Raw genomic sequence first — 20,566 nt, 5'->3', positions numbered from 1 at the left:
AATTGATTTTCCTTGTTTTTTATTAATGGTCTATGTTTGTTTTGCGAAACTCATGGGGTTTGTCATCAGTCTGAGGAGCCCGCGAGGGCTCCTCTTTTGGTCTGAAATTTCCGACCCTGAGTTGTTTTTTTCTGTTACTCCACCGATAGTGACATTTTAGCCAGACGGCGAAGCAACATGACCAGCACGATATTAAAATCCGGCGCATTTTTACTTCTGTTGATTCTTATCTATACCGGCTTTAGTACCGCAGACAGGGCAACCTGGCTGATGGAAGTGACTCCGGTAATCATTATTGTCCCTCTGCTTTTAGCAACCTTTTCGGCTCACCCTCTGACGCCGCTGCTCTATGTTTTAATTTTCCTGCACGCCATTATTTTAATGGTTGGCGGTTTGTACACTTACGCCAAAGTCCCCGTTGGTTTTGAGGTGCAGGAGTGGTTGGGCCTGAGCCGCAACCCCTATGATAAACTCGGCCACTTTTTCCAGGGATTAGTGCCAGCCCTGGCGGCGCGAGAAATTCTGATGCGTGGTAATTATGTTCGTGGGCGCAAAATGGTCGCCTTTCTGGCGTGCAGCGTGGCGCTGGCGTTCAGCGCGCTGTATGAACTTATAGAGTGGGCGGCGGCGCTGATTTTAGGGCAGGGGGCAGAGGAGTTTCTGGGGACGCAGGGCGATATCTGGGATACGCAATCCGATATGTTTTGCGCGCTGCTTGGCGCGTTGACGACGGTTCTGCTGTTGGGATACTGGCATTCGCAGCAGTTAGCTAAGCTGCGTGCGGCCTGACGCTACCATTCCCAAATCCGTGAAGGCGTGACCACCGCAGGCAAGGGGATATCCCACTGCTCTGCGGGCAATGCCGCAACATGCTGGCAGTCGTGAGCCAGGCCAACCGGCCAGAGGCCGTGCTGCTGCCAGTTTTGCAGGGTGCGGTCGTAGAAGCCGCCCCCCATTCCCAGCCTTTGCCCCTGTTCATCAAACGCCACCAACGGAGCGATCAGCACATCGAGCCGATCCAGCGGCAATACGTTACGGACATCAAGTTCAGGTTCAAGAATTTTCAGACGATTCATCACCAGATGGCTGTTTTGGTGGTAGCGCAGGAACAGCAAATTGCCCTTACTGAATGGATGAAGCACGGGCAGGTAAACGCTTTTCCCGGCTTTCCACAACGCGCGAATCAGCGGCGTGGTATCCAGCTCGCCGTCAAACGACAAAAATACCGCGACCGTGGAAGCATCCACCACCGGCTGATAAGTAAGCATGCGTTCGGCAGCACGTTCTGCGCACAGGTGTTGTTCCGCTGGCGTGAGCTGTCGGCGACGTTGCCGAATGCGTTGTCTGATTTCTTGTCGAAGCGATGGGATTAGCTGAATTTTTGTCATGGAAATGACTGGCTGGTAGAAAGAGGGAATCTCCGAGATGCCGCCGCAGGCTGTAACCCTTGAACCCTTGGTTCAAGGTGAATGCAGCGTCAGAATCATCAGGCTTCTCGGACGGACCGAGCATGCTCACAGAATCTGGAGCACCACATTCTTGTGGTATGAAATATCGGCTCAGGGGACTGGCCCGCATGCAAACATCTCAGAGAAATTTGTTCTTCAGAGCTACTCTACCATAGGTAACTGCGAAGTGTTATTCAAAATTTGGACCCTGTCGTTCTGTTATACGCCCTTGCTCAAGCAGCGCTTGCTCAATGGTCTGCTGTAACATCCGAATACGTTCTTCCATGTTGGAAGCGTAGTCGCGGGTTTTCGATTTTTCCTGAGCCAGCTCGTAGCAAATATTCAGTGCCGCGATAAAAACTAACTGCTCGGTATTTGTGACTCTAGTGCGAACTTTCAAATCTTGCAACCGCTGATCGAGCTCCTGAGCCGCAAGATTCAGTGCATCCTGTTGTTCAGGCGGACAATTCACGCGCAATGAACGACCGAAAATTTGGATATCGACTGGTTGTGCAGACATGCCACCTTCCTGCTGTTAACTCGCCCGCCTCTCGCTTACCGGTGTCTGGTAACGAAAGGGGCGTCACTATAGCCATCCCAAAATGAAGATACAAGCCCTTTTCTGGTGCCTTGGGGTCCCTGGTGGTAGCATAACATGAACTCTCCCTGCCAACGATGGCGAATGCGCATGTCTATACAGAACACGATGCCTGACTACGACTTAGTCGGCCAACTATTGAACCAACAAGGTGTAGGCCTGACGGCCTCTGAAATGCACGGTCTGATTAGCGGAATGCTGTGCGGTGGCAACAAAGACGCCAGCTGGCAGCCGCTACTGCATGACCTGACAAACGAAGGGCTGGCTTTTGGACAAAACCTGGCTGATACCCTGCGTCAGATGCACGGCGCAACGGGTGACGCGCTGGAAGATGACGGTTTTCTGTTCCAGCTTTACCTGCCTGATGGCGACGATGTGTCGGTATTCGACCGTGCAGACGCGCTGGCGGGATGGGTCAACCACTTCCTGCTGGGTCTTGGCGTGACGCAGCCTAAGCTCGATAAAGTCACTGGCGAAACCGGTGAAGCCATCGACGATTTGCGTAATATCGCGCAGCTGGGCTATGACGAAGACGAAGACCAGGAAGAGCTGGAAATGTCGCTTGAAGAGATCGTCGAGTATGTGCGTGTGGCGGTATTGCTGTGCCATGACACCTTTACTCGCCCGGCGCCCACTGCGCCAGAAGTGCAAAAACCAACGCTACACTAAAAATAATAAGCTTCAGGAGGGGTGATGAATCAGCACGAATTTCTGCGGCGCCGCCAGGCGTTATTGGCCAAAATGGCACCGGCAAGCGCCGCGCTTATTTTTGCCGCTCCCGAGGCGACCCGCAGTGCCGACAGTGAATATCCGTATCGTCAGAACAGCGACTTCTGGTATTTCACCGGCTTCAACGAGCCTGAAGCTGTACTGGTATTAATTAAAAGCGATGAAACCCACAGCCACAGCGTGCTGTTTAACCGCCTGCGCGATAAAACGGCTGAAATCTGGTTTGGGCGTCGCCTTGGCCAGGAAGCGGCGCCAGGCAAGCTGGGCGTTGACCGTGCGCTGGCGTTTTCCGAAATTGGCGAACAGCTGTATCAGCTGCTGAACGGTCTTGATGTGGTCTACCATGCTCAGGGTGAGTACCACTACGCGGACAGCATTGTTTTTGCCGCGCTCGATAAACTGCGCCGCGGCTCGCGCCAGAATCTCACGGCCCCTGCAACATTGACTGACTGGCGTCCGTGGGTTCACGAGCAGCGTCTGTTTAAGTCAGAAGCGGAGATTATCGCGCTGCGTCGCGCCGGGGAAATCACCGCGCTGGCGCATACCCGAGCGATGGAAAAGTGCCGTCCGGGGATGTTCGAATACCAGCTGGAGGGGGAAATTCTTCATGAATTCAACCGCCACGGCGCCCGTTTTCCGTCATACAACACTATTGTGGGCAGCGGTGAAAACGGCTGTATTTTGCATTACACCGAAAATGAGAGCCAGATGCGCGAAGGCGATTTGGTGTTGATCGATGCCGGTTGCGAATACCAGGGCTATGCGGGCGATATCACGCGCACCTTCCCGGTGAACGGTAAGTTTAGCGCTCCGCAGCGGGCGGTTTATGACATCGTGCTTGAATCCCTCACTACCGCGCTCGCTCTTTATCGTCCAGGGGTTTCAATACAGGACGTCACCGGGCAGGTGGTGCGCATTATGGTGAGCGGCCTGGTGAAGCTCGGCATTATCAACGGTGAGGTCGAACAGCTGATTGCTGAGAATGCCCAGCGCCCGTTCTTTATGCACGGCCTGAGCCACTGGTTAGGGCTTGATGTGCATGACGTCGGCTTTTACGGCCCGGATCGTTCACGCGTACTTGAGCCGGGAATGGTTATCACCGTTGAACCAGGCCTGTATATTGCGCCAGATGCGGATGTGCCTGCGCAATATCGCGGGATTGGCATTCGTATTGAAGACGATATTCTGATCACCGCGGATGGCAATGAAAACCTGACCGCCAGCGTGGTGAAATCGGCCGATGATATCGAAGCGCTAATGGCGGCGGCACGTCAGCCATGAGCGTCATCATTGTCGGCGGCGGCATGGCCGGCGCAACCCTCGCGCTGGCAATATCCCGGTTAACCCAGGGAACATTGCCGGTTCATTTGATTGAAGCGGCAGCGCCTGAATCTGTGGCGCATCCCGGTTTTGATGCCCGCGCCATTGCCATCGCCCAGGGGACCTGCCAGCAGCTCACGCGTATTGGCGTGTGGCCTGCTATTAAAGAGTGCGCTACGGCGATTACCACCGTGCACGTCAGCGATCGCGGCCATGCGGGATTTGTCACGCTCGAAGCAAAGGATTACCAGATCCCTGCGCTAGGGCAGGTTGTGGAACTGCATGATGTCGGTTTGCGCTTATTCGCTCTGCTGCGTCAAGCGCCGGGCGTGACATTACACTGCCCACAGCGCGTTGCTGCCTTTACCCGGGGAGCGGATAACGTCGGCGTGAGCCTGGATAACGGCACGCAGCTGGAAGGTAAACTGCTGGTGGCGGCTGATGGTTCCCGCTCGCCGCTTGCGGCGCAGTGCGGCATCAGCTGGCAGCAGCAGGATTACCAACAAATCGCGGTTATTGCCAACATCACCACTTCACAACCCCACCGCGGGCGCGCGTTCGAGCGTTTTACCGAGCACGGCCCGCTGGCAATGTTGCCGATGTCTGACGGGCGCTGTTCGCTGGTGTGGTGCCAGGCGTCAGAGACACAGGCTGATATCAGGCAGTGGGATGACGCGCGTTTCTGCCATGAGCTGCAGCGCGCGTTTGGCTGGCGGCTTGGCCGCATCACGCACGTTGGTGCGCGGTCGCACTATCCTCTGGCGCTGACTACCGCTTCGCAGTCGGTTTCGCACCGCGTAGCGCTGGTGGGAAATGCCGCGCAGACCCTTCACCCGATTGCCGGGCAGGGCTTTAACCTCGGTTTGCGTGATGTGATGTCGCTTGCGGAAAATCTGGCAGCGGCCCAGGAAGCCTCTCAGGACGTGGGAAGTTTTAGCGTGCTGGCCGGCTATCAGCAGCGCCGTCAGCAAGATAAAATTGCCACCATTGGCGTGACCGATGGATTGGTTCAGCTGTTTGCTAACCGCTGGGCGCCGCTGGTGGTGGGGCGCAATCTTGGTTTGCTGGCGATGGAACATTTTACTCCGGCACGTGATGTGCTGGCTGTTCGCACCCTCGGTTGGGTTGCGCGTTAAAGGAGAGTCAATTTGCAAAGCGTTGATGTGGCGATTGTGGGTGGTGGCATGGTGGGTCTGGCGGTTGCCTGTGGCCTGCAGGGGAGTGGTTTGCGCGTGGCGGTGCTGGAGAACCATCTGCCGCAGCCGCTGGTCGCAGAATCTGCACCGGCATTACGCGTCTCGGCCATCAATGCCGCCAGCGAAAAGCTGCTGACTCACCTTGGCGTCTGGCCGAAAATTATCGCCCAGCGTGCCAGCTGTTACCACGGCATGGAAGTGTGGGATCAGGACAGCTTCGGGCATATCGCTTTTGATGACAAATCCTTTGGTTTCAGCCATCTTGGCCACATTATCGAAAATCAGGTCATCCACCATGCCCTGTGGCAGCGGGCAGAACAGTGCAGCGACGTTACGCTGATGGCCCCCGCCGAATTGCAGCAGGTGGCGTGGGGGGAAAATGAAGCCTTTATCACGCTTAAAGACGGCGCCATGTTGACTGCCCGTTTGACGATCGGTGCTGATGGCGCCCACTCCTGGCTGCGTGAGCAGGCAGATATTCCGCTGACGTTTTGGGATTATCGCCACCATGCTCTGGTTGCCACCATCCGCACCGCAGAGCCACACGCGGCCGTTGCCCGCCAGGTGTTTCATGGCGATGGCATCCTGGCATTTCTGCCGTTAAGCGACCCGCATTTGTGCTCTATTGTCTGGTCGCTGCCGCCGCAGGAAGCCGAACGCATGCAGCAGGCAACTGCCGAAGAGTTTAATCAGGCTCTGTCCGTGGCATTTGATCTGCGCCTGGGGCTATGCAGCGTGGAAAGCGAACGTCAGGTGTTCCCGCTGACGGGGCGCTACGCGCGTAGCTTCGCCGCCCACCGCCTGGCGCTGGTTGGCGATGCGGCGCACACCATTCACCCGCTGGCAGGGCAAGGTGTGAACCTGGGTTTTATGGATGCGGCGGAACTGATTGATGAAGTGCGTCGTTTACAGCGTCAGGGCAAAGACATCGGGCAGTATTTATACCTGCGCCGCTACGAACGCAGCCGCAAACACAGTGCGGCGTTGATGCTTGCCAGCATGCAGGGCTTCCGCGAACTGTTTGCCGGAAACAACCCGGCGAAGAAGTTGCTGCGCGATATTGGCCTCAAACTGGCTGATACGCTTCCGGGGATAAAACCGCAGCTGGTTCGCAAGGCCATGGGCCTGGACGATCTTCCCGCCTGGCTCCGTTAAGCGCGTCACATTTCCCTTTCCTGTTACGGGAAAGGGAAATGCCTCCCCCATTTGAAAAATTCTAATCTCACCCTCAGTTTCGGATTACTTTTTCTCATCTCACGATTTTAGTGATGTAGTGAATTTGTTTCTGAAATGGTCGGAAATGTTAGATAACCCTAAATTCTTAGCCAAACGCTGCTTATTTATGGGCGGTGCCTCGCATTTTTGCAGTCGAATACTCTGCATTATGTGCCTCTGATTTTGGTCATAAGCTAATCCAATGACCGTTCGCGCCTTATGGTTTACTCCCCCATTCAATGGTAAGTTCAGGCAAAAGGTAACGTTTGCGTCGCGCACGGGATCGGTGGCGATGCTGGCTTTCGTCTGACGCAAAGAAAAGCGAACAGCGCTTTTCCACCAGATGGCTAAAGAGGAAAAAATGACTCAAAAAACCCCTTTATTTGAACAGCATAATCTCTGCGGTGCGCGCATGGTGGATTTCCACGGCTGGATGATGCCACTGCACTATGGCTCGCAGATTGATGAGCACCACGCGGTGCGTAACGATGCCGGTATATTTGATGTCTCGCATATGACCATCGTCGATCTGAAAGGCAGCCGCACCCGCGAATTCCTGCGTTACTTAGTGGCAAATGACGTTGCCAAACTCACCCAGCCGGGTAAAGCCCTCTACACCGCGATGCTTAACGCCTCCGGCGGGGTTATCGATGACCTGATTATCTATTTCCAGACCGAAGACTATTTCCGCCTGGTCGTGAATTCCGCGACCCGCGAAAAAGACCTGGCCTGGATTAATCAACATGCCGAGCCGTTCTCAGTTTCCGTTACCGTGCGTGATGATCTGTCGCTGATTGCCGTTCAGGGGCCGAATGCGCAGGCCAAAGCCGCGCAGCTGTTTACCGCAGAACAACGTGCTGCTGTTGCTGGCATGAAGCCATTCTTTGGTGTTCAGGCTGGCGATTTGTTTATTGCTACAACCGGTTATACCGGCGAAGCAGGTTACGAAATCGCGATGCCTAACGAAAAAGCCGCTGAGTTTTGGGCGCAACTGGTCGAGATTGGTGTGAAACCTTGCGGGCTGGGCGCGCGCGATACGCTGCGCCTGGAAGCAGGTATGAATTTGTACAGCCAGGAAATGGATGAAGGCGTCTCCCCGCTGGCGGCAAATATGGGCTGGACTATCGCCTGGCAGCCTGAAGATCGCGATTTCATTGGTCGTGAAGCGCTTGAAGCCCAGCGCGAAAAGGGCACCGACCAGCTCGTTGGTTTGGTGATGACGGAAAAAGGCGTATTGCGTAATGAGCTGCCTGTCCGTTTTACCGATGAGTCAGGCAACATCCGTGAAGGCGTGATTACCAGCGGGACTTTCTCACCGACTCTGGGTTACAGCATTGCTCTGGCGCGCGTGCCTGCGGGCATCGGCGATACTGCTATTGTGCAAATCCGCAGCCGTGAAATGCCGGTAAAAGTGACTAAACCAATTTTTGTTCGCGGCGGAAAAGCCGTCGCGCAGTGATTTTGTAATCAGGAGAAAACAATGAGCAATGTGCCGAACGAATTGAAATACAGCAAAGAGCACGAGTGGCTGCGCAAAGAAGCTGATGGGACTTATACCGTGGGTATTACCGAGCACGCGCAAGAGCTGCTCGGCGATATGGTGTTTGTTGATCTGCCAGAAGTGGGCGCAACTGTCAGCACGGGCGATGACTGCGCCGTTGCTGAATCTGTAAAAGCCGCTTCGGATATTTACGCGCCAGTCAGCGGTGAGATCATCGCAGTAAACAACGATCTGAGCGACTCGCCTGAGTTAATCAACAGCGAGCCGTACGCGGCGGGTTGGATCTTTAAGATCAAAGCAAGTGACGAGTCCGAACTGGATGGTTTGCTGGATGCGACTGCGTACGAAGCTCTGTTAGAAGACGAGTAACCGACACGAATCAACCCCGTCCCCTTCGGGGAGAGCGTTAGGGTGAGGGAAATATCAGCACATCAACCTTCACCCCGGCCCTCTCTGAGGGAGAGGGGGAAAACACATCAGGAATCACCGCTCATGACCCAGTCTTTACGTCAGCTTGAAAATCACGAAGCCTTTATCGACCGCCACATTGGACCAGACGCACAGCAGCAGCACGAGATGCTGGAGGCGGTGGGCGCTCGTTCGTTAGACAAGTTAATCGCATCGATCGTTCCGGCTGATATCCAGCTTGCCGAGCCACCACAGGTGGGTGAGGCTGCAACTGAATTCGCGGCCCTGGCTGAATTAAAGACCATTGCCAGCCGTAACAAGCGTTTCAAAACGTACATCGGCATGGGTTATACCGCGGTGCAAACTCCGCCGGTGATCCTGCGTAATATGCTGGAAAACCCAGGCTGGTACACCGCGTACACGCCGTATCAGCCAGAAGTTTCACAAGGCCGTCTTGAAGCGCTGCTCAATTTCCAGCAGGTGACGCTGGATCTGACGGGTCTTGATATCGCCTCCGCTTCACTGCTGGATGAAGCCACCGCCGCTGCAGAAGCTATGGCAATGGCTAAGCGCGTCAGCAAACTGAAAAACGCCAACCGTTTCTTTGTTGCCGCCGATGTTCATCCGCAAACGCTGGATGTGGTGCGCACGCGCGCTGAAACCTTCGGTTTTGAGGTGATTGTCGATGATGCCGGAAAAGTGCTGGATCATCAGGATGTGTTTGGCGTGCTGCTGCAACAGGTTGGCACCACCGGTGAGGTGCATAATTACAGCGCGCTGATTAGCGAACTGAAAAGCCGCAAAGTCATCGTGAGCGTTGCCGCTGACTTTATGACGCTGGTACTGCTGACCGCGCCGGGCAAGCAAGGGGCCGACATCGTATTTGGTTCCGCCCAGCGTTTCGGCGTGCCAATGGGATACGGCGGTCCACACGCGGCATTCTTTGCCGCGCGTGACGAATTCAAGCGTTCTATGCCTGGCCGCATTATCGGCGTTTCCCGCGATGCGGCGGGCCGCACCGCGCTGCGCATGGCGATGCAAACTCGCGAGCAACATATTCGCCGCGAAAAAGCGAACTCCAACATTTGTACTTCCCAAGTCTTGCTGGCAAACATCGCCAGCCTGTATGCGGTGTTCCACGGTCCGGCTGGCCTGAAACGCATCGCAGGGCGCATTCATCGCCTGACCGATATTCTGGCGGCTGGCCTGCAACAAAAAGGGCTGGTGCTGCGTCACAAACATTGGTTCGACACCTTATGTGTAGAAGTGGTCGATAAAGCCGGTGTTCTGGCGCGCGCTGAAGCCAGTGAAATCAACCTGCGTAGCGACATTCTCAATGCCGTGGGTATCACACTGGATGAAGCGACCACCCGTGAAGACGTGCAGGCGCTGTTCGATGTCTTGTTGGGTGAAAACCACGGTCTGGATATCGATCGATTAGATCAAAATGTGGCGGGCGATAGCCTGTCTATCCAGAAAGAGATGCTGCGTGAGGATGCGATCCTGACCCATCCGGTATTCAATCGCTACCACAGCGAAACCGAAATGATGCGTTACATGCACTCGCTTGAACGCAAAGATCTGGCGTTGAATCAGGCGATGATCCCGCTCGGTTCCTGCACCATGAAGCTGAATGCCGCCGCTGAGATGATCCCCATCACCTGGCCGGAATTTGCTGAACTGCATCCGTTCTGCCCGGCAAACCAGGCGGAAGGTTATCACCAGATGATTGCCCAGCTGTCCGACTGGCTGGTGAAGCTGACCGGTTATGACGCGCTTTGTATGCAGCCAAACTCTGGTGCACAAGGTGAATACGCCGGCCTGCTGGCGATTCGCCGCTACCATGAGAGCCGTAATGAAGGCAGCCGTAATCTTTGCCTGATCCCAAGCTCAGCACACGGCACCAACCCGGCGTCAGCACAAATGGCGGGTATGGAAGTGGTCGTTGTCGCGTGCGATAAGCAAGGCAACATCGATCTTCACGATCTGCGTGTGAAAGCAGAACAAGCGGGCGATGCGCTGTCTTGCATCATGGTGACCTACCCGTCCACTCACGGTGTGTATGAAGAGACCATCCGCGAAGTTTGCCAGATTGTTCACCAGTTCGGCGGCCAGGTTTATCTGGATGGCGCGAACATGAACGCACAGGTGGGGATCACTTCCCCAGGTTATATCGGCGCAGACGTTTCGCACCTTAACCTGCATAAAACCTTCTGCATTCCTCACGGCGGTGGCGGCCCGGGCATGGGTCCAATCGGCGTGAAAGCGCACCTGGCTCCGTTTGTTCCAGGTCACAGCGTGGTGCAGATTGAAGAGATGCTGACCCAGCAGGGCGCCGTTTCTGCGGCACCGTTTGGTAGCGCATCGATTCTGCCCATCAGCTGGATGTACATCCGCATGATGGGCGCGCAGGGGCTGAAAAAAGCCAGCCAGACGGCAATCCTCAACGCTAACTATATTGCGACCCGCCTGAAATCTGCTTTCCCGATTCTGTATACCGGGCGCAGTGGCCACGTCGCGCATGAGTGCATTCTTGATATTCGTCCGCTGAAAGAAGAGACCGGTATCAGCGAGCTGGATATTGCTAAGCGGCTGATTGATTTTGGTTTCCATGCGCCGACCATGTCGTTCCCGGTGGCGGGCACGCTGATGGTTGAGCCGACAGAATCCGAAAGTAAACTGGAACTGGATCGCTTTATTGACGCGATGCTGACTATCCGCACTGAAATCGACCGCGTGGCACGGGGTGAATGGCCGCTGGAAGATAACCCGCTGGTTAACGCCCCGCACACCCAGGACGAAATCGTGGCTGACTGGACGCACCCGTATACCCGCGAACTGGCGGTATTCCCGGCAGGCCATGGCAATAAATACTGGCCGACCGTGAAACGCCTGGATGACGTTTACGGCGACCGTAACCTGTTCTGCTCCTGCGTGCCGATGAGCGAATATCAGTAAGTTCTAAAATAACCCTCACCCTGGGCCTCTTCCAGGGGAGAGGGTTGGGTTGAGGGGCTTCAGGAGGTAAAATGTCCGTCGCATTAGTTACCGGCGGCAGCCGCGGAATTGGCCGAGCCACCGCCATCCTGCTGGCGCAATCCGGTTACAAAGTCGTAGTTAACTTCCTGCAAAACAAACAGGCCGCGGATGAAGTCGTCAGTATTATTCGCGCCCATAGCGGTGAGGCCATTGCCATCAAAGCGGATATCGCCAATGAGCTGCAAGTCATGGCGATGTTCGTGGAAATCGATCGTGTTTTCGGACCGGTTACCGCGCTGGTCAATAACGCCGGAATTTTATTCCAGCAATCCACCATCGAAGAGTTAACGGAAGAGCGTATTAATCGCGTTCTGGCAACCAATGTTACGGGCTATTTCCTTTGCTGCCGTGAAGCGGTAAAACGCATGGCGCTTCGCCACGGTGGAAACGGTGGGGCGATTGTTAACGTCTCATCGGCAGCATCTCGTTTAGGCGCGCCGGGTGAATATGTTGACTATGCGGCGTCAAAGGGGGCTGTGGATTCGTTAACCATCGGGCTGGCTCTGGAAGTTGCCGCGCAGGGGATTCGTGTTAATGGCGTGCGTCCCGGGCTCATTTATACCGATATACATGCCTCTGGTGGCGAAGCAGGGCGCGTTGATCGCATCAAAGATCTATTACCGATGAAACGCGGCGGGCAGCCGGAAGAAGTGGCGGAAGCTATTGTCTGGCTACTTAGCGATAAAGCCTCGTATGTAACGGGCAGTTTCCTCGATTTAGCCGGTGGTAAATAGCACGAGAGTTCAACAAAATGTGACAACTTCTGCTCTGCTTGTTGTGTAGACTTTCAACATACTATTCAGCAAGGAGAGCAACAGGTGAATCACTCCAAAAAGTTGTTAATCGTTGAGGATGACGAAAATATTGCTGAACTCCTGCAGCTGCATTTGCGGGAAGAAGGCTATGACATTGTCCATGCGGCTGAAGGTTCACAGGGGCTGGAATTGCTTAAACAGGGCGGCTGGGATGCATTAATTCTGGATCTTATGCTGCCCGGCGTTGATGGTCTGGAAATCTGCCGTCATGCCCGTACCATGAAGCGTTACACGCCGATTGTGATGATCAGCGCGCGTTCAAGCGAAACACATCGTGTTCTGGGGCTGGAACTGGGTGCCGATGATTATCTGGCTAAACCATTTTCAATGCTGGAATTAGTGGCGCGGGTGAAAGCGCTGTTTCGCCGCCAGGAAGCGATGAGCCAGAACCTGTTGCAGGATGCAGGAAAGCTCACTTTTGAACGCCTGGCTATCGACCCCCTTGCCCGCGATGTGTGTCTTAGAGAGCGGTCTGTAGAACTGACCCCGCGCGAGTTTGACCTGCTGTGGTTTTTTGCCAGGCATCCCGGCAAGGTGTTCTCACGGCTTAATTTGCTCAACCAGGTCTGGGGCTATCAGCATGAAGGCTATGAGCACACGGTCAATACCCACATTAATCGGCTGCGCATCAAGATTGAAGATAACCCCGCAGAGCCGGAATTTATCCTGACGGTGTGGGGTAAAGGGTATAAATTCATCGCCCCCCGACACGAGTAAACCATGCGAAAATTCACGCTTTCCCAGCGCCTGACTTTGGTTTTTGCGTTGCTGCTGATCACCTCCTGTTCATTGCTGGGGTGGCTGCAAATTCGCACCAGCTCGCAGTACAGCCAGGCGGTAATACAACAACTTTCTGGTTCGCTCGCTGAGCACATCAACCAAAGCTATCCATTGCTTGGTCAGGATGGCTTGAACAATGATTCTGTGCGCAGCCTGTTTGACCACCTGATGACGGTAAACCCAAGCGTTGAGGTTTATCTGCTGGATCAAAAAGGCAATATTATTGGTGATGCGGCGCCACCGAATCATATTAAACGCCATCATGTAGATTTGGAGCCGATTCAGGCCGCTCTCGATAAACAGCCGTTTCCTGTTTATGGCGACGACCCCCGGAGCCCTGATGCCAAAAAAGTGTTCAGCGTCGCGCCAATGATGCAAAACGGCGAAGTTAAGGGCTATTTGTACATCATTTTGTTGGGTGAAAATTACAATGTCCTGGCAAGCGATGCGCGATTTAACACCATTTCAAAAGTGGTGCTGCTGACCATCAGCCTGATTGCATTATTAGGTCTGATTGTCGGTGGCCTGGCGTTTCGCTGGATAACCCGACCGCTGCGTTCACTCTCACACCAGGTGAATGCGCTGGAAACCGGCGGCATGGCTGAAATGCAGGCCATGGCGGCACTGCCGCTTGAAAAAACACAGCATCACGATGAAATCAGCCAACTGCGCCAGGGGGTTATCACTATGGCGCGCCGCATTTCAGAACAGTGGCATCGGCTTTCACAGCAAGATCAATTACGGCGAGAATTTATTGCCAATATTTCCCATGATCTACGCACGCCACTGACGTCGATGCATGGTTATCTGGAAAGCTTATCCGTGATGTCGGCGACGCTTTCGGAAGCTGAGAAAAAACGTTATCTGGAGATCGCGTTAGCGCAAAGCCAGAAAGTCCGCACCCTTGCGCAATCACTGTTTGAGCTAGCGCGCCTGGAATATGGCGTTGTGAAGCCGCAGAAAGAGCATTTCTGCCTGGGGGAATTATTGCAGGATGTCTTCCAGAAATTCGAACTGATGACGCAAACGCGGCAATTACAGCTGCTCGCTGATATCCAGCCCGGTTTGCCTGCGATCTATGCCGATCTGGGCATGATTGAGCGCGTGCTGACTAACCTGCTGGACAATGCTATTCGCCATACGCCGGAGCAGGGAACCGTTGCGGTTCGCTTGTGGAAGGAGGGCGAAAAAGTGATGGTGCAAATCAGCGATAACGGGCCGGGGATCCCCGAGGAGCTCAAAGAAGGTTTGTTTGTACGCCCATCAATTGTCAGCCAGCCGCACGTCAGAGTCGGCGGTTTGGGGCTGATGATTGTGCGCCAGATGCTGCAGCTGCACGGCAGCGATATCGCGCTGGTGGAGAAACCAGAAAGCGGTGCCTGTTTCCGCTTTGCGCTTCCCATCTAAAAAACTACCGCTTGGTTGCATGGCGCAAACAAGCGGTATCTGACTGATTTAATTGAGCGGATAAGGAGTGTAGACACCGTTTAACGTATGCAGGAATGCCACGATATCATCGACGTCATTTTGTGGCAGTGTTGTACCAACCTGATATTTCAGCATTTGTTTTACCGCTTCATCCAGCGTCGGAACGTCTCCCCGGTGGAAATAGGGGGCCGTCAGCGCCACGTTGCGCAGCGTCGGCACTTTCTGGCGCAGGCGATCGCGAACCTCTTTGGTCACATTCATACGCCCAATATCTGCCGGGGTTATCTCGCCAAAACCAAAATCTTTTTTCAGCCCGAGCGGCTCAAAAGAGCGGCCTCCGAGAATTTTCCCCGTATGGCAGGTGGCACATTTATTCTCTTTAAACAGCTGATAACCGTGTTTTTGCTGCGCGGTAAGCGCGTTTTCATCACCCCGCAGATAGCGATCAAATGGGGCGTTCGGGGTAATTAATGTCTTTTCAAATTCGGCAATCGCATCGGTGATTGCCGGGCCTGAGAAACCTTGCGGATAGACGGCGGTGAAATCGCGGGTCAGTATGGGATCTTGCCTGAGTTTACCCGTAATCTCATCCCAGGATTTGGAGGCCATCTCAATCGGATTCAGCGGCGGGCCGCCCGCCTGGGCCTGAAGGTCGGCGGCTCGTCCATCCCAGAACTGCTCAATATTAAAGATCGCGTTAAACACGGTGGGGGCATTTATTGGCCCAATTTCCCCACCAACGCCCTGCGAGGTTTTAAGCCCGTCGACGCCACCGGCTCCGAGCTGATGGCAATGCGCGCAGGAAATTGAGTTATCGCCGGACAAGCGCGGGTCATGGTATAGCCGCATGCCTAACGCGACTTTCTTGCCGTCAACAGGAAGCGAAAATGGAATGGGTTGCACCGGTTCATTGCGGCGGTTTTCAGCCATATCCGGTGTCGCATAGTGCTCAAGGCGCTGTTTTTTTACCCACGTGAGTAAAGCGGTACGCTCCTGCTCATTCATGTGACCGGCCCAGTGCAGCGCAATGTAGCGAGTCGGCGGCATGGTTTCGTGTTCCATCACCCACTCAATTTTATTCAGATCGCTTTGCGGTGGAACGCTGTTTTCCAGCAGACTTTTGCGGATATCCTTCAAATTGAAAGACTTGTAACCAAGCTGGATATCGTAATCCATCAGCTGTTTGGCCACCGGGAAAGTCGCATAAAAAGGGAGCTTTGCCTCCGGGGTATGGCAGTAATCACAGCCTTTTTCATTGAGAATGCCGAGTACGCTGGCATTGAGCGGTGGCAGATTGCCTGTCGTGGTGGGGAACTGAGTATGGTCCGTGTCGTGGTAATGCACGTATCCGACGAGACTCAGATACCCCAGAATGCCGATACAGGCGGCAGCGGTGAGGAGCTTAGTCGTTGTTCTCATCATATCGTCCTTTCCAGAGATAAAAAGCGAATCAAGGCGATTCGTAACCACAGCATTTTTTGTGGTCTTATCATCTGTAATGACGCTGAAGGGATTGTTGCGTCTTATCAAAGAGCAGGCGCGAGGTCGCCTATCATTAAAATAGGTTTCACCGATGCAGAAAAATAAAAGGGCGCCGGAGCGCCCTGAAAAATTTAAATATTTTCGCCGTTGCTGGCGATGACTTCTTTGTACCAGCTAAAGCTCTTCTTGCGCGAGCGCGACATATCGCCGGTGCCGTCGTCGTGCTTGTTTACATAGATAAAACCGTAGCGTTTGCTGTATTGCCCGGTGGTGAAGGAGACGCAGTCGATACAGCCCCATGGGGTGTAGCCCATTAACTTCACGCCGTCCCAGGTGACCGCTTTTATCATCTCTGCAACGTGGGCTTTGAGATAATCGATGCGGTAGTCGTCATTGATGGCACCGTCTTGTTCCACCTTGTCGTAAGCACCAAAGCCGTTTTCAACAATAAACAGCGGCTTCTGGTAGCGTTCGTACAGTTCACACAGCGCGTAACGCAGGCCAACCGGGTCAATCTGCCAGCCCCAGTCGGACGCTTTAACGTGCGGGTTTGGTACGCTGCCCTGGAAGCCAGATAGCGCGTCACCGGTGCCACCGTCGGCTTTCACCGCGTTGGTCATGTAATAGCTGAAGCCGAGGTAATCACACACCCCTTCACGCAGGATTTGCTCGTCGCCCGCTTCCATTTTGATGTTGAACTCGCGACGTTCCCACTCGTTTAACACATACGATGGGTAGTAGCCACGCAGCTGCACGTCAGTAAAGACATAACGCTCACGCATGGATTCCTGGGCATACATCTGATCTTCCGGTTTGCAGGAGAACGGATACAGCGGCACCATCGCCAGCATGCAGCCGATTTGCATTTCAGGGTTGATGCGATGGCCAATCTTCACGGCCATGGCGCTTGCCACAAACTGGTGGTGCAGCACCTGGTACATCACTTCTTCCGGGTTATCGTGTTCGGTATAAACCACGCCAGAGCAGCAATAACCGAACAGAGGAGCGCGCCAGTTGCGCTGGTTATTGATCTCGTTAAAGGTCATCCAGTATTTCACTTTGCTCTTGTAGCGTTCAAACACCACTTCGGCAAAACGCACAAAGAAATCGACCACTTTACGGTTGGTCCAGCCGCCGTATTCGGTGACCAGGTAATGCGGCATTTCAAAGTGGGAGAGGGTGATAACCGGCTCGATATTGTACTTCAGCAGCTCATCAAACATGTCATCGTAGAACTTCAGCCCTGCTTCGTTGGGCTGTAGCTCGTCGCCTTGCGGGAAAATGCGCGTCCAGGCAATAGACGTGCGGAAGCATTTAAAGCCCATTTCGGCAAACAGCGCGATGTCTTCTTTATAGCGCCCATGAAAATCAATGGCTTCATGGTTAGGATAATATTTACCCGGCAGCACTTCCTGAGTTATCTCACGCGGTACGCCGTGCGCGCCACCGGTTAGTACATCACAAATACTTGGGCCTTTGCCTTCTTTGTTCCAGCCGCCTTCGACCTGATGCGCGGCAACCGCGCCGCCCCATAAAAAGTCTTTTGGTAAGGTCAGTTTTTTCATATTTGTTCATCTCACGGTTAGCGCTGAATATAATGTGGGATAGATCACATTTGGCGTTAAGTTAAATAAGCTCTGGTCTGGAGTTTAACAAATGAGATTGACTTGTCACGATATAACAAATCACGGCGATTGTGATTTGTTACCGGGAAAAAACAGCCTGTTTCTTTATGCTATTTTCTTAGCCAGCTTACGGCCAATAGTTTCTAAAATATAAATAACCGGAATTTGCGTCGTGATGTCATAACCGCCACCGACCCGGGTCAGTGGAATATGCCAGGAGATATTAAAGTCGGCAAGCCTTGCCAGCGAAGAGTTTTCATGGCTGGTGACGGAAAGCACCTTGCAGTTATGCAGGCTGAACTGGCTGGCAAAGCGCAGAATTTCTTCGGTTTCACCGGAAACCGAAAGCACGATTGCCAGCGCGTTTTTCGCCATATCATTGGTCACCGGAAAATAAGGGTCATCAATATGGTTACTGAATTTACCAACGTTAGAGAAAAAACGTGCACCATATTTAGCCAGGGCGCCAGAGGTGCCGGCGCCAACAAATATAATGCGTTCTGATGAACAAATAATATCAACCGCCCGATCGATTAATTTATCGAACTCCTGATTGTTGGTGCTTTTAAAAAAGCTGATGATTTCACTGGCGCCAAAATTTACCAGCGGCTCATCCTGTTGCTCAAGATATAATTTAAAACGCACCCGAAACTCAGAGTAACCTTCGCAGTTCAGCTTGCGGCAAAAACGCAGCACCGTAGTGGTGGAAACGCCCACCGCATCGGCCAGCTCGCGAATAGTCATATACATCACCTTGTCACGGTTTTTGATGACAAAGTTGTAGACCATCATTTCCAGGCCGTTGAGCCCGGCAATTGCTGCATGAGTGAACATTAAATTAACCAGCCCTTTTCCTGCGCTTAATAGCGATGACTGGCGATATAGTGCCATATTTCCCACCGGCTTGCGCCTGTGCAACCGCTTCGTGCGTCGAACAAATTCGGCGATAGTGTACGAGTAGGGCTATAAACGCCGCTCGATTTATTTTAGCGTACAGGTGTTCGCTGGAATCATTCTCAGCTATGCTAGCGGCGATGTATTTTCTCTCTTTTGTCTCACCGGGAGTGGACATATGGCTGACAAACCATTGATAGAAAAAGGATATTCCCTGGCGGAGGAAGTCGCCAACAGTATTAGCCATGGTATCGGGCTGGTTCTGGGGATTGTCGGGCTGGTGCTATTACTGATACAGGCAGTGGATGCCAACGCCAGCGTGACGGCAATCACCAGCTATAGCCTGTACGGCGGCAGCCTGATTTTACTGTTTCTCGCCTCAACGCTATATCACGCTATTCCTCATCAACGCGCTAAACGCTGGCTGAAGAAATTTGACCACTGCGCGATTTACCTGCTGATAGCCGGAACCTACACGCCATTTTTACTCGTGGGACTGGGCTCACCCCTGGCACGCGGGCTGATGATAGTGATTTGGGGGCTGGCGCTGGCCGGTATTCTCTTTAAGCTGACCATCGCGCATCGCTTTAAAGTTTTATCGTTAGTCACTTACCTGCTGATGGGGTGGCTATCGCTGGTGGTGATCTACCAGATGGTGATGAAGCTTGCTCCGGGCAGCGTAACGCTGTTGGCGGTAGGCGGGGTGATTTACTCGCTGGGGGTGATTTTCTACGTTTGTAAACGCATTCCCTACAACCATGCAATCTGGCATGGCTTTGTCCTTGGCGGCAGCGTGTGCCACTTCCTGGCTATCTATTTGTATATCCATTAATTCGTGTCGCCCCGCGGCCGGGAGCGACACGGTTAAGCGTTACTTTTCGTCTTCTAATGAATACGGCAGACGTTCAATAACCAGTTCGCTGCCGTTATCGTCGCGTACGCGCAGTACGCTATTGGCTTCCAGATCGTTATTCATCACCACCTGTACCAGCACGCGGCCATCATCAAGCTGGCTTGCGGCCAGCACCGTGCCGGTACGACGCCAGCTGTCGCCCATTTTCAGTTCCAGATCTTCACCGGCCTGGGGTAAGCGGCTGGCTTTCCCTGCAAGAAACCACAGCGCGCGCTTGTTAGCGCCACGAAATTTCGCGCGTGCCACCATTTCCTGGCCGGTGTAGCAGCCTTTTTTGAAGCTAATGCCGCCTAAAGCCTGGAGGTTGGTGGCCTGCGGAATAAACTGTGCGCTGTTAACCGGTTCAATAACCGGAATACCGGCTTCAATTTCCAGTGCCAGCCATTGCTGGCTGTCGTTACGCTGCGCTTCGCCCTGTAATTTTTCAGCCAGCGCCCGGGCGGTTGCCTCATCGGTTACCAGCATGAAACGCTCGGCAGGCAGGTTAAACCACAGCATCGTCGTGGAGCCTGCCTGAACTACCGGATTTTCGGCATCTGGCAGCGTGGTAAAAACATTTGCCAGAGCCGCGCGGGCCTGGAAACCCGCCACGCCTAACAGCACGCTTTCGTCATCGGGTAGAATGGTGACTTTGGAGAACACCGCATATTTTTTTAGCTCGACAAGCTGTGCATCACGCAGGTTGCGGCGTTCAATCAGCGCAAAACCTTCGCCGCGATGGAACAGACGCAGATTGCTCCACATTTTGCCTTTTGCGTCACAGTGCGCGCAGAGCGTATGCTGGTTTGCCGCCAGCTGTGCTACGTCAGCGGTAACCTGGCCTTGCAGATAGGTTTCTGCATCTTTGCCCGTCACCGTTGCCAGCGCCCAGTCATCAAGAGTCATGAGCGTTAGCGGCAGGCGGGCTGCGGCCGTAGGCTGACGTGGTGGAAATGGAGTGAAAGCCATAGTGATGTCCTGGTGTTTTGAGCAGATGAATTGGCTCAATGGTAAAAGAGCCACCTGGCAATGCAAGCAGTTTGATACTGTTACTCGTGCGTTAACGCGATTTCCCGCAGGGTTAATCGCACGGTAACGTGTAGCCGATATTTCTCACCATAAAACGTGCAAACAGTAACATTCAGTTAATGTCTGCAATGAAAACACGTTACACTAAGATTGCTGACAAAGAAGGA

18 protein-coding genes and 1 other RNA gene are annotated in these 20,566 nt (G+C 53.7%); 12 read left to right on the top strand and 7 right to left on the bottom strand.

What is annotated here, in order from left to right; all coding sequences use genetic code 11:
* Window positions 1-177: 177 nt before the first annotated feature.
* Entirely contained in the window at window positions 178-789 is a 612-nt protein-coding gene (locus tag EHN07_RS13455) for a DUF2238 domain-containing protein (protein WP_124024618.1), read from the top strand.
* A 2-nt stretch (window positions 790-791) separates the two neighbouring features.
* Here EHN07_RS13455 and EHN07_RS13450 read toward each other — a convergent pair whose 3' ends face one another.
* The 3 genes from EHN07_RS13450 to zapA form a co-directional block, all read right to left on the bottom strand.
* Window positions 792-1,388, bottom strand: a complete 597-nt coding sequence (locus tag EHN07_RS13450; RefSeq protein WP_124024617.1) for a 5-formyltetrahydrofolate cyclo-ligase — start codon at window positions 1,386-1,388, stop codon at window positions 792-794.
* A gap of 25 nt (window positions 1,389-1,413) precedes the next feature.
* Window positions 1,414-1,597, bottom strand: a non-coding RNA gene (ssrS, locus tag EHN07_RS13445) — 6S RNA.
* Window positions 1,598-1,638: 41 nt separating this feature from the next.
* Window positions 1,639-1,968, bottom strand: a complete 330-nt coding sequence (gene zapA / locus EHN07_RS13440; protein WP_034498319.1) for a cell division protein ZapA — start codon at window positions 1,966-1,968, stop codon at window positions 1,639-1,641.
* 168 nt (window positions 1,969-2,136) lie between these two features.
* Between zapA and EHN07_RS13435 the strand changes: the two genes are divergently transcribed.
* The 10 genes from EHN07_RS13435 to EHN07_RS13390 all read left to right on the top strand — a co-directional run bounded on the left by EHN07_RS13435 (window position 2,137) and on the right by EHN07_RS13390 (window position 14,456).
* Window positions 2,137-2,715 (top strand): YecA/YgfB family protein, encoded by a 579-nt coding sequence (locus EHN07_RS13435; protein WP_148085472.1) that lies wholly within the window; start codon window positions 2,137-2,139, stop codon window positions 2,713-2,715.
* Between the two features lie 24 nt (window positions 2,716-2,739).
* Window positions 2,740-4,056 (top strand): Xaa-Pro aminopeptidase, encoded by a 1,317-nt coding sequence (pepP, locus tag EHN07_RS13430; RefSeq protein ID WP_124024615.1) that lies wholly within the window; start codon window positions 2,740-2,742, stop codon window positions 4,054-4,056.
* The gene (gene ubiH, locus EHN07_RS13425; protein WP_124024614.1) at window positions 4,053-5,231 is read left to right on the top strand and encodes a 2-octaprenyl-6-methoxyphenyl hydroxylase; all 1,179 of its coding nucleotides are present in this window, start codon (window positions 4,053-4,055) and stop codon (window positions 5,229-5,231) included. Before pepP ends, ubiH begins: the two co-directional genes overlap by 4 nt.
* Window positions 5,232-5,243: 12 nt before the next feature.
* Complete coding sequence (gene ubiI, locus EHN07_RS13420) at window positions 5,244-6,446, top strand: FAD-dependent 2-octaprenylphenol hydroxylase (protein ID WP_124024613.1); 1,203 nt, start codon at window positions 5,244-5,246, stop codon at window positions 6,444-6,446.
* A gap of 421 nt (window positions 6,447-6,867) precedes the next feature.
* Window positions 6,868-7,965 carry a glycine cleavage system aminomethyltransferase GcvT gene (gcvT, locus tag EHN07_RS13415; protein ID WP_124024612.1) on the top strand — a complete coding sequence of 366 codons (1,098 nt, stop codon included), beginning with the start codon at window positions 6,868-6,870 and terminating at the stop codon, window positions 7,963-7,965.
* A 21-nt stretch (window positions 7,966-7,986) separates the two neighbouring features.
* Window positions 7,987-8,376: a glycine cleavage system protein GcvH gene (gcvH, locus tag EHN07_RS13410; protein ID WP_124024611.1), complete on the top strand. Its 390-nt coding sequence runs from the start codon at window positions 7,987-7,989 to the stop codon at window positions 8,374-8,376.
* A gap of 123 nt (window positions 8,377-8,499) precedes the next feature.
* Complete coding sequence (gcvP, locus tag EHN07_RS13405; RefSeq protein ID WP_124024610.1) at window positions 8,500-11,373, top strand: aminomethyl-transferring glycine dehydrogenase; 2,874 nt, start codon at window positions 8,500-8,502, stop codon at window positions 11,371-11,373.
* Window positions 11,374-11,444: 71 nt separating this feature from the next.
* The gene (locus tag EHN07_RS13400; RefSeq protein ID WP_124024609.1) at window positions 11,445-12,188 is read left to right on the top strand and encodes an SDR family oxidoreductase; all 744 of its coding nucleotides are present in this window, start codon (window positions 11,445-11,447) and stop codon (window positions 12,186-12,188) included.
* Window positions 12,189-12,272: 84 nt separating this feature from the next.
* A complete protein-coding gene (locus EHN07_RS13395) occupies window positions 12,273-12,986 on the top strand; it encodes a response regulator transcription factor (protein ID WP_124024608.1) in 714 nt (237 codons plus the stop codon).
* Window positions 12,987-12,989: 3 nt separating this feature from the next.
* Window positions 12,990-14,456, top strand: coding sequence for a sensor histidine kinase (locus tag EHN07_RS13390; protein ID WP_124024607.1), 1,467 nt, complete (start codon window positions 12,990-12,992; stop codon window positions 14,454-14,456).
* A gap of 48 nt (window positions 14,457-14,504) precedes the next feature.
* Here EHN07_RS13390 and EHN07_RS13385 read toward each other — a convergent pair whose 3' ends face one another.
* From EHN07_RS13385 to EHN07_RS13375, 3 genes are all read right to left on the bottom strand, one after another.
* Window positions 14,505-15,896 carry a cytochrome-c peroxidase gene (locus EHN07_RS13385; RefSeq protein ID WP_124024620.1) on the bottom strand — a complete coding sequence of 464 codons (1,392 nt, stop codon included), beginning with the start codon at window positions 15,894-15,896 and terminating at the stop codon, window positions 14,505-14,507.
* A 194-nt stretch (window positions 15,897-16,090) separates the two neighbouring features.
* Window positions 16,091-17,524, bottom strand: a complete 1,434-nt coding sequence (locus EHN07_RS13380) for a 6-phospho-beta-glucosidase (RefSeq protein WP_124024606.1) — start codon at window positions 17,522-17,524, stop codon at window positions 16,091-16,093.
* A gap of 165 nt (window positions 17,525-17,689) precedes the next feature.
* Window positions 17,690-18,418: a MurR/RpiR family transcriptional regulator gene (locus EHN07_RS13375; RefSeq protein ID WP_124024619.1), complete on the bottom strand. Its 729-nt coding sequence runs from the start codon at window positions 18,416-18,418 to the stop codon at window positions 17,690-17,692.
* A gap of 238 nt (window positions 18,419-18,656) precedes the next feature.
* Between EHN07_RS13375 and trhA the strand changes: the two genes are divergently transcribed.
* A complete protein-coding gene (gene trhA / locus EHN07_RS13370) occupies window positions 18,657-19,310 on the top strand; it encodes a PAQR family membrane homeostasis protein TrhA (RefSeq protein ID WP_124024605.1) in 654 nt (217 codons plus the stop codon).
* Between the two features lie 39 nt (window positions 19,311-19,349).
* On the opposite strand, the gene ygfZ is transcribed toward trhA, so the two are convergent.
* Window positions 19,350-20,339, bottom strand: a complete 990-nt coding sequence (gene ygfZ / locus EHN07_RS13365) for a tRNA-modifying protein YgfZ (protein WP_124024604.1) — start codon at window positions 20,337-20,339, stop codon at window positions 19,350-19,352.
* Window positions 20,340-20,566: the final 227 nt, after the last annotated feature.

Origin of the sequence: Buttiauxella warmboldiae, assembly GCF_003818135.1 — a bacterium.
Lineage (GTDB): Bacteria > Pseudomonadota > Gammaproteobacteria > Enterobacterales > Enterobacteriaceae > Buttiauxella > Buttiauxella warmboldiae.
This window is presented reverse-complemented; position numbering and strand designations above follow the sequence as displayed.